At 64.5% G+C, this 14063-nt stretch carries 13 protein-coding genes; 12 read left to right on the top strand and 1 reads right to left on the bottom strand.

The genetic code is table 11. The features are described 5' to 3' along the window. Positions 1 to 39: 39 nt before the first annotated feature. The 12 genes from lpdA (at position 40) to AQ12_RS15590 (ending at position 12565) form a co-directional block, all read left to right on the top strand. Entirely contained in the window at positions 40 to 1482 is a 1443-nt protein-coding gene (gene lpdA / locus AQ12_RS15645) for a dihydrolipoyl dehydrogenase (protein ID WP_048440843.1), read from the top strand. Positions 1483 to 1507: 25 nt separating this feature from the next. After that, positions 1508 to 2683 (top strand): acyl-CoA dehydrogenase family protein, encoded by a 1176-nt coding sequence (locus AQ12_RS15640; protein WP_048440842.1) that lies wholly within the window; start codon positions 1508 to 1510, stop codon positions 2681 to 2683. Continuing rightward, on the top strand, positions 2680 to 3456 hold the full coding sequence (locus AQ12_RS15635; protein ID WP_048440841.1) for an SDR family NAD(P)-dependent oxidoreductase: 777 nt from the start codon (positions 2680 to 2682) through the stop codon (positions 3454 to 3456). Before AQ12_RS15640 ends, AQ12_RS15635 begins: the two co-directional genes overlap by 4 nt. Positions 3457 to 3512: 56 nt before the next feature. Then, positions 3513 to 4511 (top strand): phosphotransferase family protein, encoded by a 999-nt coding sequence (locus AQ12_RS15630; RefSeq protein WP_048440918.1) that lies wholly within the window; start codon positions 3513 to 3515, stop codon positions 4509 to 4511. Continuing rightward, the gene (gene dusA / locus AQ12_RS15625) at positions 4489 to 5607 is read left to right on the top strand and encodes a tRNA dihydrouridine(20/20a) synthase DusA (RefSeq protein WP_082151628.1); all 1119 of its coding nucleotides are present in this window, start codon (positions 4489 to 4491) and stop codon (positions 5605 to 5607) included. The genes AQ12_RS15630 and dusA overlap by 23 nt, the downstream gene beginning before the upstream one ends. A 55-nt stretch (positions 5608 to 5662) precedes the next feature. Then, positions 5663 to 6130: a hypothetical protein gene (locus AQ12_RS15620; protein WP_048440840.1), complete on the top strand. Its 468-nt coding sequence runs from the start codon at positions 5663 to 5665 to the stop codon at positions 6128 to 6130. Positions 6131 to 6133: 3 nt separating this feature from the next. Beyond that, positions 6134 to 6394 carry a hypothetical protein gene (locus tag AQ12_RS15615; RefSeq protein WP_048440839.1) on the top strand — a complete coding sequence of 87 codons (261 nt, stop codon included), beginning with the start codon at positions 6134 to 6136 and terminating at the stop codon, positions 6392 to 6394. Between the two features lie 102 nt (positions 6395 to 6496). Further along, on the top strand, positions 6497 to 8830 hold the full coding sequence (locus AQ12_RS15610) for a bifunctional salicylyl-CoA 5-hydroxylase/oxidoreductase (RefSeq protein ID WP_048440838.1): 2334 nt from the start codon (positions 6497 to 6499) through the stop codon (positions 8828 to 8830). Between the two features lie 39 nt (positions 8831 to 8869). Beyond that, positions 8870 to 9730 (top strand): enoyl-CoA hydratase family protein, encoded by an 861-nt coding sequence (locus AQ12_RS15605; RefSeq protein WP_048440837.1) that lies wholly within the window; start codon positions 8870 to 8872, stop codon positions 9728 to 9730. 1 nt (position 9731) lies between these two features. Then, positions 9732 to 10889, top strand: a complete 1158-nt coding sequence (locus AQ12_RS15600) for an acyl-CoA dehydrogenase family protein (protein WP_048440836.1) — start codon at positions 9732 to 9734, stop codon at positions 10887 to 10889. After that, positions 10886 to 11284: a RidA family protein gene (locus AQ12_RS15595; RefSeq protein WP_048440835.1), complete on the top strand. Its 399-nt coding sequence runs from the start codon at positions 10886 to 10888 to the stop codon at positions 11282 to 11284. The genes AQ12_RS15600 and AQ12_RS15595 overlap by 4 nt, the downstream gene beginning before the upstream one ends. Before the next feature lie 99 nt (positions 11285 to 11383). Continuing rightward, positions 11384 to 12565 (top strand): acyl-CoA dehydrogenase, encoded by a 1182-nt coding sequence (locus AQ12_RS15590; protein WP_048440834.1) that lies wholly within the window; start codon positions 11384 to 11386, stop codon positions 12563 to 12565. 6 nt (positions 12566 to 12571) lie between these two features. On the opposite strand, the gene AQ12_RS15585 is transcribed toward AQ12_RS15590, so the two are convergent. Next, entirely contained in the window at positions 12572 to 13957 is a 1386-nt protein-coding gene (locus AQ12_RS15585; RefSeq protein WP_048440833.1) for a hypothetical protein, read from the bottom strand. Positions 13958 to 14063 lie beyond the last annotated feature (106 nt).

The following is a 14063-nucleotide window of genomic DNA, read 5'->3' as shown; positions in this document are numbered from 1 at the left end:
GCATGGTGCTGCGCGCCTTTCCGACCAAGGATTCCCGCCATGCCGGCTGCTGCTTCCCCAGACACTTACGACCTCGCCGTGATCGGTGGTGGTCCGGGCGGATACACCGCCGCGATCCGCGCCTCGCAGCTGGGGCTGAAAACCGTCCTCATCGAACGCGAAAACCTGGGCGGCATCTGCCTGAACTGGGGCTGCATACCCACCAAGGCACTGCTGCGCTCGGCGCACCTGTTCAAGGACATGCAGGAGGCAGCGGTGCATGGCTTCACCTTGCCGGGACCACCGGTCATCGACATGCAGCGGCTCGTGGGCCGATCGCGCGCGATCGCAGCTCAGCTGTCACAGGGCGTGCGCTACCTCATGAAAAAAAACCGCGTGACGGTCGTCGAAGGCACGGCACGTCTGGGCGCGGCAATGGGCGCGGCAGTGGGCGAGGCCCAGCGCGAGGTCCATGTGGAGCGCGCTGCAGGAGCAAGCACGCTGCGAGCACGGCACGTCATCCTGGCCACGGGTGCCCGGGCGCGGACGCTGCCCGGCATGGCGGCCGATCCTGACCGCATGTGGACCTACCGTGAGGCCATCACGCCCCAGGCACTGCCGAAGTCGCTGCTGGTGATCGGCTCGGGCGCCATCGGCATCGAGCTGGGATGCTTTTATCGCTCGCTCGGATCGCATGTCACCGTCGTCGAGATGCTGGACCGCATCCTGCCCGCAGAAGACGCCGAGATCTCCGCGATGGCGCAGGCGTCGTTCGAGCGGCAGGGCATCGGGTTTTTCGTCGGCACGCGGGTGGAGTCGATGGATAACGAGGGCGACGGTGTCACCGCCCGTATTCGCCTGGCGTCGGGTGAAGTGCAGCAGTTGACCGCCGAACGCGTCATCCAGGCCGTGGGAATACGCGGCAACGTCGAGAACCTGGGACTCGAACAGACCAGGGTCCGCATCGAAGGAACGCACGTGCTCACCGGGCCGTTCAGCGAAACGCACGAGCCGGGGGTTTATGCGATCGGCGATCTCGCAGGCGCCCCCTGGCTGGCGCACAAGGCCAGCCATGAAGCAGTCATCTGCGTGGAGCACATTGCCGGCGTCCCCGGAACGACCCCGCTGGATACGAGCCGCATTCCGGGCTGCACCTACAGCTCGCCACAGATTGCCAGCGTCGGTGCAACCGAGGCCCAGGCCAGGGCGCAGGGCCGTTCGATCAAGGTGGGCCGACACCGGTTCGCGGCCAACGGAAAGGCGCTGGCGCTCGGCGAGCCCGAGGGCATGGTCAAGATGGTGTTTGATGCCGACAGCGGCGAGCTGCTGGGCGCGCACATGATCGGGGCCGAGGTGACCGAATTGATCCAGGGCGTCGCCATCGCGCAGACGATGGAGGCGACCGAGGCCGAGCTGATGCACACCGTATTTCCGCACCCCACGTTGAGCGAAGCGATCCTCGAGTCGACGCTGGATGCGTGGGGTCGGGCCGTCAACCACTGAACCCGCAACTTTGGGAGAACCCTGCATGGATTTTCAACTGTCCAAGGAATTGCTCGAACTGCGCGAGCGCGTACGCAACTTCATCTGCGAAGAGGTGATCGAGCTTGAAAACGACCCTCGTGCCGGCGCCCACGGCCCCAGCGAGGACCTGCGGCAGGAACTCGTGGCCCGGGCCAGGGCTGCCGGCCTGCTGACACCGCACGCATCCGTCGAGATGGGCGGCATGGGCTTGAGCCATGTGGCCAAGGCGGTGGTGTTCGAGGAAGCGGGCTACTCGTGGCTCGGCCCGACCGCGCTGAACATCCACGCGCCTGACGAGGGAAATATCCACCTGATGGAGGAGGTCGCCACACCGGCCCAGAAGGAGCGCTGGCTGCGTGCGCAAGTCGCCGGCAAGACCCGCTCCTGCTTCGCGATGACGGAGCCGTCTCCCGGCGCGGGTGCCGATCCTTCGATGCTGCAAACGAGCGCCAGGCGCGATGGCGACGACTACGTCATCAGCGGAACCAAGTGGTTCATCACCGGCGCCGACGGGGCCAGCTACGCCATCGTGATGGCGCGCATGGAAGACGGCTCGGCCACGATGTTTCTCACGGACATGGACCGCCCCGGCATCACCCTGGAGCGCAACATGGACAGCATGGACCGGTGCTTCACCGGCGGTCATGGCGTGCTGCGGTTCGACGATGTGCGCGTGCCGGCAGGCGATGTGCTGGGCGAGGTGGGCAAGGGCTTTCGCTATGCGCAGATCAGGCTGGCGCCTGCGCGCCTGACGCATTGCATGCGCTGGCTGGGACAGGCGCGGCGTGCCCAGGACGTGGCGCTCGCCTATGCAGCGCAGCGCCAGGCCTTTGGAAAGCCACTGGCCGAACACGAGGGCGTGGGCTTCATGCTGGCAGACAACGACATGGACCTGCAGACTTCGCGGCTGCATATCTGGCACACCGCGTGGATGCTCGACCAGGGCGAGAAGTGCAACTTCGAATCCAGCCGCGCCAAGGTGGTGTGCTCGGAAGCGCAGTGGAGGGTGATCGACCGCTGCGTGCAAATCCTGGGCGGGCAGGGCGTGACAGGCGAGGCGGCCGTCATGCGCATCTTCATGGACATGCGCGCATTTCGCATCTACGACGGCCCGAATGAAACGCATCGCTGGAGCATGGCCCGCAAGCTGGTGGCCGCGCACGGAAAGGCGGCGCCATGACCGCCCCCGGCGACATGTTTGGGCTGGAGGGCAAGCTCGCATTGGTCACCGGAGCGTCCAGTGGGCTGGGCCAGCATTTCGCTGGCGTGCTGGCCCGTGCGGGTGCGACGGTGGTGCTGGCAGCACGGCGCCGTGACCGGGTGCTGGAGCTGGCCGCGCAGCTCGCCGACGAGGGTTGCCGGACGCACGCGGTTGCACTGGACGTGACAGACACCGCAAGCGTGAACGCCGCTTTTGATGAAATCCTCGCACGGGCCGGGGTACCGGACGTGGTCGTCAACAACGCGGGCGTGTCGGTGACCAAACCACTGCTGGCACAGGACGAGAGCGACTGGGACCATGTCATCGACACCAACCTGAAGGGCAGCTGGCTGGTGGCGACCGAGGCCGCCCGGCGGCTGGTCGCTGCAGGCAAGCCCGGCTGCGTCATCAATGTCGCCTCGATTCTGGGTGAGCGAGTCGCCGGCGGCGTGGCGCCATACGCCATCTCCAAGGCCGGCGTGCTGCAGGCGACGAAGGTGATGGCGCTTGAATTGGCGCGCCATGGAATCCGCGTGAATGCGCTGCTGCCCGGCTACATCGCAACGGACCTGAATCAGGCGTTCCTGTCGAGCGAGGCCGGCGAGCGCCTGCGCGCGCGCATACCGGCGCGGCGGTTCGGCCAGCTGCAGGATCTCGATGGTCCATTGCTGTTGCTGGCCTCCGATGCCGGGGCGGCCATGACCGGGGCATCGCTGGCCGTGGATCACGGGCATCTGGTGAGCTCGCTGTGACGGCGCCGTCAGGCTCGGGACCCTCTGCGCTGAACGTCGGCGCGTTGGCGCAATTCATGCGGGCCAACGGTATCGCGACCCCGCACGCCCTGTCGCTGACAAGGCTGACCGGCGGGCAGTCCAACCCGACCTACCGGGTGACGGGTGCGGACCGTGTATGCGTCCTGCGGCAAAAGCCCCTGGGCGACTTGCTGCCGTCCGCGCATGCGATCGAACGCGAAGCACGGGTGATGAAGGCGCTGCGCCAGAGCGACGTGCCGGTGCCGGAGGTTTATGCCTATTGCGACGACGTTTCGATTGTTGGCGCGCCTTTCTACCTGATGGAGTTCCTGGACGGACGTGTGCTGGTGGACCAGGGCTTGCCGGGGATGACGGGGCAAGAGCGCGCCGCCATTTACGACGAGATGAACCGCGTCATTGCCAGTTTGCATCGCGTGGATGTCGCTGCGATGGGCCTATCGGATTTCGGCAAGCCCAGCAATTATTTCGCTCGCCAGATCGCCCGCTGGACCCGCCAGTACCGCGAATCGTTCACCGAGTCCATCGGCGCGATGGATCGCCTGATGGAATGGCTGCCTGAGCGTATTCCGCTGGGTGAACGCACTGCTGTTGTCCATGGCGACTACCGGCTCGACAACCTGGTGTTCGACCACAGCAGCGCCCGCGTGCTTGGCGTCATCGACTGGGAACTCGCGACCCTGGGGCATCCGCTGGCGGACTTCAGCTATCACTGCATGAGCTGGCATATCCCGGCGGCGCTCTGGCGCGGCATTGGCGGGCTGGACCTGGACGCGCTCGCAATTCCGCAGGAAGCGCAATACCGCCGCCGGTACGCCGAGCGCACCGGAATCGACGGCATCGACGAGCACTGGGACTTTTACCTGGCGTTCAACCTGTTTCGCATGGCTGCGATCCTGCAGGGAATCGCCAGGCGTGCGCGCGATGGCAATGCGGCGTCCGCAGATGCAGCGCAGACCGGAGAAAAGGCGCGGCCGCTTGCTGACCTGGCCTGGGACGCTGCCCGACGTTACGATGCGGGCAGGGCCGGCACCTGAGTGCGGCCGAACGTTCGCAAACCATCCGGGACCTTGTTTGAGTATCAGAGAGAACCCTTCATCCTGGCGCATGAGCGTGGCGCCCATGATGGACTGGACCGACCGTCATTGCCGCTACTTCCACCGGCTCCTGTCCCGCCACGCGCTGCTCTACAGCGAGATGGTGACGACCGGCGCGCTGATCCACGGCGACATTCCGCGGCACCTCGTCTTCAATCCCGAAGAGCACCCTGTCGCGTTGCAACTGGGCGGCAGCGAGCCGGGTGACCTGGCGCGCTGCGCTCGCGTGGGCGAAGAGTGGGGCTACGACGAGATCAACCTGAACTGCGGATGCCCGTCCGAGCGCGTGCAGCGCGGCTCGTTCGGTGCGTGCCTCATGGCCGAGCCGCAACTGGTTGCCGATTGCGTCAAGGCGATGCGCGATGCGGTGTCGATCCCGGTCACGGTGAAACACAGGGTGGGCATCGACCGGATCGAGAGCTACGAGTTCGTTCGTGATTTCGTCGGCACGCTCGCAGAGGCGGGCTGCGAGGTGTTCCTGATCCATGCGCGCAACGCGTGGCTCAAAGGCCTGTCGCCCAAGGAAAACCGCGAGCTGCCGCCGCTTCGCTACGACTTCGCGCATCGGCTGAAAGCGGAGTTTCCCCATCTCACCATCGCGGTCAACGGCGGCATCAAGACCACCGCGCAGGTCCACGATCAGCTCGCCCATGTCGACGGCGTGATGGTCGGGCGCGAGGCCTATCACAACCCCTGGTGGCTGGCCGAGTGGGACGAGCAGTTCTACGGCGATGCACCCTCAGCCCTGACGCGCGAATCAGTCGAAGCGCAAATGTGCGAGTACATGGCCAGGGAGGCGCAGGCGCACGGCACGGCATGGAGCTCGATTGCCCGGCACATGCTGGGTCTGCGCAACGGACTTGCCGGCGCTCGCCGGTGGCGGCAGGTCTGGAGCGACCACAAGCTGCGCGATGCGCATCCGCTGGAGGTCATGCGGCTGGCCCACGCGGGTGGAACGAATTGCGAAGGGCCGTTACCCATTGCTCATGAACCCGCAATGGCAACCTCCCGACCCGCCCAGACGCATGTTTCCTGATACGAACCCGCCGGATCGGCTACCCGGTTCAGGGCGTGACCCCGCTGTGGCGGCAATGATTGAAACCGCCCTGGATCGCTTGCGCGCCCTGGAGGCCAAGGGTGCGCTTGGCACGCCACCTCCGGCAACGCCCGGCGATGAGCACGAAAAGATGTACATCGTGGCCCAGATGCTGTGCGAAGAGGGCAACTTCCTCCAGGCCGCGCCGCTGGCCATGTCACTGGCGATCAACACCGCTTTCGATGCGCGTTTTTACTTTCTGACCGGTCGGGCGTTCCAGCGGCTGGGCGTCTACAACGTCGCCGCCACGTTCTACCAGCACGCGATGCGCAACGGCGAATCGGCGCTGCCGATGTACCGGCTGGCGGAATGCTTTGCCGGAATGAACCGGGGGCAAGAGGCCATCGAACACTTCGACAAGGCATTCGAACTCGGCCGCGAAGATGCGCAATACCGCAAGATTCAAGACTCTGCGATGACGGCAATCGACCGCATCCGCCGGCAATCAGGAAAGAAGGGCTAATCCATGAGCGCGATCAACGGCAGTTCCCCAGTCGGCGTCCCAAATCCTGGCACGCAAGGCATGGTCCGGCAGGACGTCTCGGCGTCCACGCTCTCCTGGCGCGGCGACGAGGACCTGGGTGTGGGCAAGGACTTCGAGGTGCCGCAAAGTACATCTTTCAGGCCACTGCGCAAGCCCGACAGCCTGGAGTTGTTCGCAGCAGTGCGCAGCGGGCTGGCCATCGTGAGCGACGGCTCGCTGAAGAATCCCGACAAGTTCATCTGAACGCGGGCGTCCCTTTTGAAAAGGCGGGTAATCCCCGCCTTTTTTCGTTTGGGGGTGGCGGTCAAATGCTTTAAACTTAAATAATCCAGACATGGAGTATTTATGAAGATCGTGTGCATAGGCGGCGGACCTTCGGGCCTGTATTTCGCACTGCTGATGAAAAAGCATCAGCCTGCGCACGACATCACGGTGGTCGAGCGCAACAAGCCCTACGACACCTTCGGCTGGGGCGTCGTGTTCTCGGACCAGACGCTGGGCAACCTGCAGGCCGCAGACCCCCAGACCGCCAGCGAAATCCTGGGCGCGTTCAACCACTGGGACGACATCGAAGTCAATATTCGCGGACACAAGGCTGTGTCGGGCGGCCACGGTTTCTGCGGCATCGGTCGCAAGCGGCTGCTCAACATTTTGCAAAAACGCTGCGAAGAGCTTGGCGTCAAGCTCGTGTTCGAGACCGACGTGAAGGGCGATGAACAGTATCCGGACGCCGATCTCATCATCGCCTGCGATGGCCTCAACAGCCGCATCCGTACCAAGTACGCCCAGACCTACCAGCCCGACATCGACACGCGCAAATGCCGCTTTGTCTGGCTGGGCACGCACAAGAAATTCGACGCTTTCACTTTTGCCTTTGAAGAGACGCCGCATGGCTGGTTCCAGGCGCATGCCTACCAGTACGACGGCGACACCTCCACCTTCATCGTCGAGACGCCGGAAGAGGTCTGGTTGAAGGCGGGCCTGGACAAGATGGAGAAGGAAGACGCGATTGCGTATTGCGAGAAGCTCTTTGCGAAGTACCTCGACGGCAACTCGCTGATCTCCAATTCGGCGCATCTCCGCGGCTCGGCGCAGTGGATCAGGTTTCCGCGCGTGGTGTGCAAGACCTGGGTGCATCACAACGGGCGGCAACCGGTGGTGTTGATGGGCGATGCGGCGCATACCGCGCATTTTTCTATCGGCTCGGGGACCAAGCTGGCGCTGGAAGATGCGATCGAGCTGGCTCGCGTTTTGTGTGACGGCCAGCACGACGGTCTCGAACAGGCGCTGACCCGATACGAAGCCATCCGCAGCGTCGAAGTGCTCAAGATCCAGAATGCAGCGCGCAACTCTACCGAGTGGTTCGAGAACGTGGACCGCTATGCGCACCTGCCACCCGAGCAGTTCGCGTATTCGCTGCTCACCCGCAGCCAGCGCATCAGCCACGAGAACCTGCGCGCTCGTGACAAGGACTACGTCGAGGCCTACGAAGACTGGATCGCTACGAGCGCCGGGCTCCGACGCCAGCCGGCGCAGCGCCCGGCGCCGCCGATGTTCACGCCGTTCACCCTGCGCGGTGTCACGCTGAAGAATCGCGTGGTCGTCTCGCCGATGGCGCAGTACTCGTGCGTGGATGGTTTGCCCGCCGACTATCACCTGGTGCACCTGGGCGCGCGTGCGATGGGCGGTGCGGGCATGGTGATGGTGGAGATGACCTGCCCGACACCCGATGCGCGCATCACCCCCGGATGCCCGGGTCTGTGGAGCGAGACGCAGCGCGATGGCTTCAAACGGATCGTGGATTTTGTCCATGCCAACACCGACGCGAAGATCGCAATCCAGATCGGTCACGCGGGCGCAAAGGGCTCGACCTGCGTTCCGTGGGAAGGCGAAGACCAGCCGCTGCCCACAGGCAACTGGCCGCTCGTTTCCGCGTCGCCGCAGCAGTTCATCGACGGTGTCAGCGACTGGTCGCGGGCGATGACACGCCAGGACATGGATCGCGTCACGGCAGACTTCGTTCGCAGCACAAGGCTCGCAGCGCAAGCGGGCTTCGACTGGCTGGAGCTGCACTGCGCGCACGGCTACCTGCTTTCCAGCTTCATCTCGCCACTGACCAACCAGCGCACGGACGAGTACGGCGGGTCGCTGGAAAACCGCCTTCGCTATCCGCTCGAAGTCTTCGCTGCGATGCGTGCAGCCTGGCCTGAGCACCTGCCGATGTCGGTGCGAATCTCGGCGCACGACTGGGTCGAAGGCGGCATCACGCCCGACGACGCGGTCGAGATTGCGAAGCTGTTCAAGGCGGCAGGCGCCGACATGATCGACTGCTCGTCGGGCCAGGTCAGCAAGAAGCAAAAGCCGGTTTACGGGCGCATGTACCAGACGCCGTTCTCGGACCGCATCCGCAACGAGGCACGCATCCCCACGATTGCGGTGGGCGCGATTTCCGAGGCTGACCACGTCAACAGCATCATCGCCGCCGGGCGCGCGGATCTGTGCGCAGTTGCACGCCCGCACCTGGCCAACGCCGCATGGACCCTGCAGGAAGCCGCAAAAATCGGCTACACGCAGGTGAACTGGCCCAGGCAGTACCTTTCGGGCAAGACCCAGCTCGAACGCAACCTCGAACGCGAAAAGACTTTGCTCCCATCCCCACCCCCGTTGGGGGAGGGCTAAGGTGGGGGCAGCCCTGCGATCCATCACAAGGCCACCAACATGACCACTGACCTTCAACGCGTAGACCCCGCCCTTGTCGCCGGCAACCGCCAGCAACTCGCCACCTACCAGGCCACGCACTTCCTCTGGAACGTGACCGACGCCGTCGCGACGATCACGCTCAACCGCCCCGAGCGCAAGAACCCGCTCACCTTCGATTCGTACGCCGAGCTGCGCGATCTCTTTGCACGCCTGAAGTACGCGACAGATGTTCACGCTATCGTCGTTGTGGGCGCGGGCGACAACTTCTGCTCGGGCGGCGATGTGCACGAAATCATCGGTCCGCTGGTCAAGCTCAAGGCGCCCGAGCTGCTCATGTTCACGCGCATGACCGGCGATCTGGTCAAGGCGATGCGCGCATGTCCGCAGCCCATCGTCGCGGCGATTGACGGCGTGTGCGCGGGTGCAGGCGCGATCATTGCGATGTCCTCGGACCTGCGCCTGGGCACGGCGCGCAGCAAGACCGCATTTCTTTTCAACCGCGTCGGACTGGCCGGTTGCGACATGGGCGCGTGCGCGATGCTGCCGCGAATCGTCGGGCAAGGGCGCGCGTCGGAGTTGCTCTACACCGGCCGTTCGCTGGGGGGAGAAGAGGGCGAGCGCTGGGGCTTTTTCAATCGCATCTGCACGCCTGAAGACCTCCTGGGGCAAGCGCAGAAGCTGGCCGGTGACCTCGCACAAGGCCCGACATTCGCCAACGGCATCACCAAGACGATGCTTCATCAAGAGTGGGCCATGACGATCGAGCAGGCCATCGAAGCCGAGGCGCAGGCCCAGGCGATCTGCATGATGACCGAGGACTTCACGCGCGCCTACAACGCGTTCGTTGCCAAATCCAAACCCGTCTTCGAGGGCAACTGACATGGCCGATACCCGCTATCTCAAGTGGCCGTTCTTCGAGGAGCGGCATCGCGAACTCGCGCGTTCGCTCGACGCCTGGGCCGCCGAGCACATCCCTCACGACCACGGCAGCGATGTCGATGACGAATGCCGCCAGCTTGTGAAGTCGCTGGGTGCGGGCGGCTGGCTGCGGCACGCCGTGGGCGGCGAGTTCGGTGCGTCGGACGCCATCGACACACGCGCGATCTGCCTGATTCGCGAAACGCTGGCACGGCACAGCGGCCTGGCCGATTTCGCATTTGCGATGCAGGGCCTGGGTTCGGGCGCAATCAGCCTGCAGGGGACCGCAGATCAAAAGGCACGTTATCTCTCCAGGGTTGCCAAAGGCGCAGCCATCGCAGCGTTCGCGTTGTCCGAACCCGAGGCCGGCTCCGACGTCGCAGCGATGCAGTGCAGTGCGCACATCGAAGGTGACCACGCCATCATCAACGGTGAAAAGACGTGGATATCCAATGGCGGCATCGCTGATTTCTACGTCGTGTTCTGCCGCACCGGTGAAGCACCCGGTGCGCGCGGCATCTCGGCCTTTATCGTCGATGCCGATACGCCGGGTTTCGAGATTGCCGAGCGCATCCAGGTCATCGCGCCGCACCCGCTTGCGCGCCTCAAGTTCACCGACTGCCGCGTGCCGTTGACGCAGCGCGTCGGCGCGGCAGGCGAGGGCTTCAAGGTCGCGATGCGCACGCTCGATGTGTTTCGCACATCCGTTGCTGCTGCGTCGCTGGGCTTTGCGCGCCGCGCGCTCGATGAGGCGCTGCAACGCGCCACGACGCGAAAGATGTTCAACCAGGTGCTGTCGGACTTCCAGCTGACGCAGGCCAAGCTCGCGCAGATGGCAACCACCATCGACAGCTCGGCGCTGCTGGTCTATCGGGCCGCGTGGCAACGCGACCAGGGCGAGAACGTCACGCGCGAAGCCGCAATGGCCAAGCTCACTGCGACCGAGGGCGCGCAGCAGGTGATCGACGCGGCCGTGCAGATCTTTGGTGGGCTGGGCGTGGTGAGCGGCCAGATGGTCGAGCGCCTCTACCGCGAGATCCGATCGCTTCGCATCTACGAAGGTGCGACCGAAGTGCAGCAACTCATCATTGCGCGCGAACTCCTCAAGGACATGACATGACGCACCAGGCGATTCTTCCGGCCGGCTGGCCGCGCCCCAAGGGTTATTCGAATGGCGTGGTCGCCAGCGGCCGCATGCTCTTCATCGCGGGCATGATCGGCTGGGACGGGCAGGGCGTTTTTCACAGCGACGATTTCGCTGCGCAGGTTCGGCAGGCGCTGCAAAACATCGTCGATGTATTGACCGAAGCCGGCGGCAAGCCCGAGCACATCGTGCGCATGACCTGGTACGTGACGGACAAGCGCGAATACATGGCAGCCGCAGCCGAGATCGGCCGCGCCTACCGCGAGATCATCGGCAACTACACGATCGCGATGACCGCAGTGCAGGTGGTGGCGCTCGTCGAGGACCGCGCCAAGGTGGAGATCGAGGCGACAGCCATGCTGCCGGGCTGAGGGTTGTCATGCCGGACCTGATCCGGCATCCATGCAGTTCGACGACGCGCGATCGGTAGTTGGCGGCTACGATATACGCACATTTTTCAGGAACGATTCATGGCCACGAGCAAAGCAAGTTTTCATTGGGACGATCCGTTGCTGCTGGAGCAACAACTCACCGGCGACGAGCGCATGGTGCGTGAAACGGCTGCTGCCTATTCGCAGGACAAGCTCCTGCCCCGCGTGCTGGAAGCCTTTCGCCACGAGAAAACCGACATCGCCATCTTTCGTGAGATGGGCGAACTCGGCCTGCTCGGCTCGATGATTCCCGAGACCTACGGCGGCGCGGGCCTCAACTACGTCTGCTATGGCCTGGTTGCACGTGAAGTCGAGCGCATCGACTCGGGCTATCGCTCGATGATGAGCGTGCAGACCTCGCTGGTCATGGTGCCGATCTTCGAGTTCGGCAATGAAGCAACCAAACGCAAGTACCTGCCCAAGCTCGCCAGCGGCGAATGGATCGGCTGCTTCGGCCTGACCGAGCCCGACCACGGCTCCGACCCAGGCAGCATGGTCACGCGTGCCCGCAAGGTCGACGGCGGCTACAGCCTCACCGGCTCCAAGATGTGGATCACTAATAGCCCTATCGCCGACGTGTTTGTCGTCTGGGCCAAGGACGACGAAGGCTCGATTCGCGGCTTCGTGCTCGACAAGGGCTCCAAGGGTTTGTCGGCCCCCAAGATCAGCGGCAAGGTCGGCCTGCGCGCATCGGTCACGGGCGAGATCGTGATGGATGAAGTCTTCTGCCCCGAGGAAAACGCGTTCCCTGATGTGCGTGGCCTGAAGGGTCCGTTCACCTGCCTGAACTCCGCGCGTTATGGCATTGCGTGGGGTGCATTGGGTGCGGCAGAAGACTGCTGGCACCGCGCGCGTCAATACGTGCTGGATCGCAAGCAGTTTGGCAAGCCGCTCGCGGCGAACCAGCTGGTGCAAAAGAAGCTCGCCGACATGCAGTCCGAAATCACGCTGGGCCTGCAAGGCTGCCTGCGCCTGGGCCGCATGAAGGACGAAGGCACCGCAGCAGTCGAGATCACCTCGATCATGAAGCGCAACTCATGCGGCAAGGCGCTGGACATTGCCCGCACCGCGCGCGACATGATGGGCGGCAACGGCATCAGCGACGAGTTCGGCGTGGCCCGGCACCTGGTGAACCTGGAAGTGGTCAACACCTATGAGGGCACGCACGATGTGCATGCCCTCATTCTGGGCAGGGCGCAGACTGGGATCAGCGCGTTTTGAGCGCGTCTAGGTGCGGGGTGTAAATTTGCGGATCAGTGTGTTGGTCCAGTTGGCCCCGTGCCAAATCGGATCACGCAGCGCTGTCACAACGGTGGCCGGGTCCACGCCCAGGGCCACGATGAATCGCTGCTGCAAAGCGAGTTCCAGGGGCGACTCCAGAATCGCCACCATTGCGTAGGTGACTGCGCCCGGATGGCCGTTCGCCATCGCCAGCTGCGCCCATGTCATCGGCCCTCGCGCGGTCGGATGCTCGCATGCAACCAGCTTCTCGATGTCTGCGTCGTCAAGGCCAGAACGTACGACCTCTTCTATCAGCGTACCGATGCCCACGTAACGCAGCACGGCTGTTGTCATCGGGGTGCCTGGCGTCCAGGGATCGGCGAGCAGCGCGTGCAGCAAAGGCGCACGCAGTGGGCGGGCCGGCTGCGCGGGGTGCTCCAACTCGTCCGACCCGGCCACGCCCTGTAGCTCTTGCGCCTCGGCTTCTTCGTGCTCTGGCTCTTCGACAAACGCGCCGAGCGCAGGCACGAACACCTTCCCCTGCTGGGCCCGCAATGCTTCCTTGGCGCCTTTGGCATTGAGCGGTGACCTGTACTCAGGTGCCGGGCGCAACGCACTGGCTGTGCGGGCAGCCTGGTGCGAGCTGGTGCGCTGCGCAAGCGCCCCGCCGGACAATATCGACAGCTTGCGGTCGTTGTGAAGCATCAGGTGATCGGAGGTCAGCACGGCGCGTGCAATTCCTCGTATGACCTCCACGTTGCCCGTGTCAATGCAATGCGCCAGTGCGCCCTGCAGGCCCTGCTCGAAAGCTCCCCACGGCATGTCAGCCGACCGCGCAATCAGATGGCTGGCAGCGGCCATGGCGCCGGGAAACTGCCCATCCCTGCGGTTCACCTCCTTGTCGAAAGCGGCCCAGCTCGCGCGATTGCGGATGCGCAGGTTCTGTGCGGGTGTCTGAAAATCTGCGTCGCGCAGCGCGACTATCTGTGCATCGCCTGGCGCTGCGGGCGAGTAAATGACCTCAAGGTACTCCAGTGACTTGAACAGGCGCTCGCCCACCGCACGCTCAACCGGGGTTTCCGAGCGCACGATGACCAGCTCCAGTTTGGCAAGCCCTGCCATCAGCATCCCGTCGCGGAAGTTGAGGCCCGACCCGACACACACTTCCTGAATGCCAACGCGGTTTGCAGCCTTGGCATAACGTTGCAGCGCTGACCAGACTTCGGGCGGCAGCGCCTCTACATGCGTAAACCCCCTGAGATTGAGCTCAGGGCCGGCGATGCGGCTGATCAGCTCGTCGCAAGCGCAGGCGCCGAGCCCTTGCGCATCGGCGATCTCAGCGGGCGTGGTGGCTTTGTGTCCGCCCAGGAAGTCGAACAGTGCCGCGCGCAATTTTTCGCGGGCGGGTACCCGCTCATCTGGCTGGGATCGCGGTAGGCCCCGGCGCGTGATGGGGGCAGGCCCGTGAGATGAGGAGGCCGGGCGACTGGTTGCTTGC

This window comes from Caenimonas sp. SL110, assembly GCF_001044395.1.
In the GTDB taxonomy this organism is placed as follows: Bacteria; Pseudomonadota; Gammaproteobacteria; order Burkholderiales; family Burkholderiaceae_C; genus Ramlibacter.
This window is presented reverse-complemented; position numbering and strand designations above follow the sequence as displayed.

Bases quoted from the DNA above. Each gene is read 5' to 3' on its own strand.
- lpdA (WP_048440843.1), top strand. From the start codon at position 40: ATGCCGGCTGCTGCTTCCCCAGACACTTACGACCTCGCCGTGATCGGT.
- AQ12_RS15640 (WP_048440842.1), top strand. From the start codon at position 1,508: ATGGATTTTCAACTGTCCAAGGAATTGCTCGAACTGCGCGAGCGCGTA.
- AQ12_RS15635 (WP_048440841.1), top strand. From the start codon at position 2,680: ATGACCGCCCCCGGCGACATGTTTGGGCTGGAGGGCAAGCTCGCATTG.
- AQ12_RS15630 (WP_048440918.1), top strand. From the start codon at position 3,513: ATGCGGGCCAACGGTATCGCGACCCCGCACGCCCTGTCGCTGACAAGG.
- dusA (WP_082151628.1), top strand. From the start codon at position 4,489: ATGCGGGCAGGGCCGGCACCTGAGTGCGGCCGAACGTTCGCAAACCAT.
- AQ12_RS15620 (WP_048440840.1), top strand. From the start codon at position 5,663: ATGATTGAAACCGCCCTGGATCGCTTGCGCGCCCTGGAGGCCAAGGGT.
- AQ12_RS15615 (WP_048440839.1), top strand. From the start codon at position 6,134: ATGAGCGCGATCAACGGCAGTTCCCCAGTCGGCGTCCCAAATCCTGGC.
- AQ12_RS15610 (WP_048440838.1), top strand. From the start codon at position 6,497: ATGAAGATCGTGTGCATAGGCGGCGGACCTTCGGGCCTGTATTTCGCA.
- AQ12_RS15605 (WP_048440837.1), top strand. From the start codon at position 8,870: ATGACCACTGACCTTCAACGCGTAGACCCCGCCCTTGTCGCCGGCAAC.
- AQ12_RS15600 (WP_048440836.1), top strand. From the start codon at position 9,732: ATGGCCGATACCCGCTATCTCAAGTGGCCGTTCTTCGAGGAGCGGCAT.
- AQ12_RS15595 (WP_048440835.1), top strand. From the start codon at position 10,886: ATGACGCACCAGGCGATTCTTCCGGCCGGCTGGCCGCGCCCCAAGGGT.
- AQ12_RS15590 (WP_048440834.1), top strand. From the start codon at position 11,384: ATGGCCACGAGCAAAGCAAGTTTTCATTGGGACGATCCGTTGCTGCTG.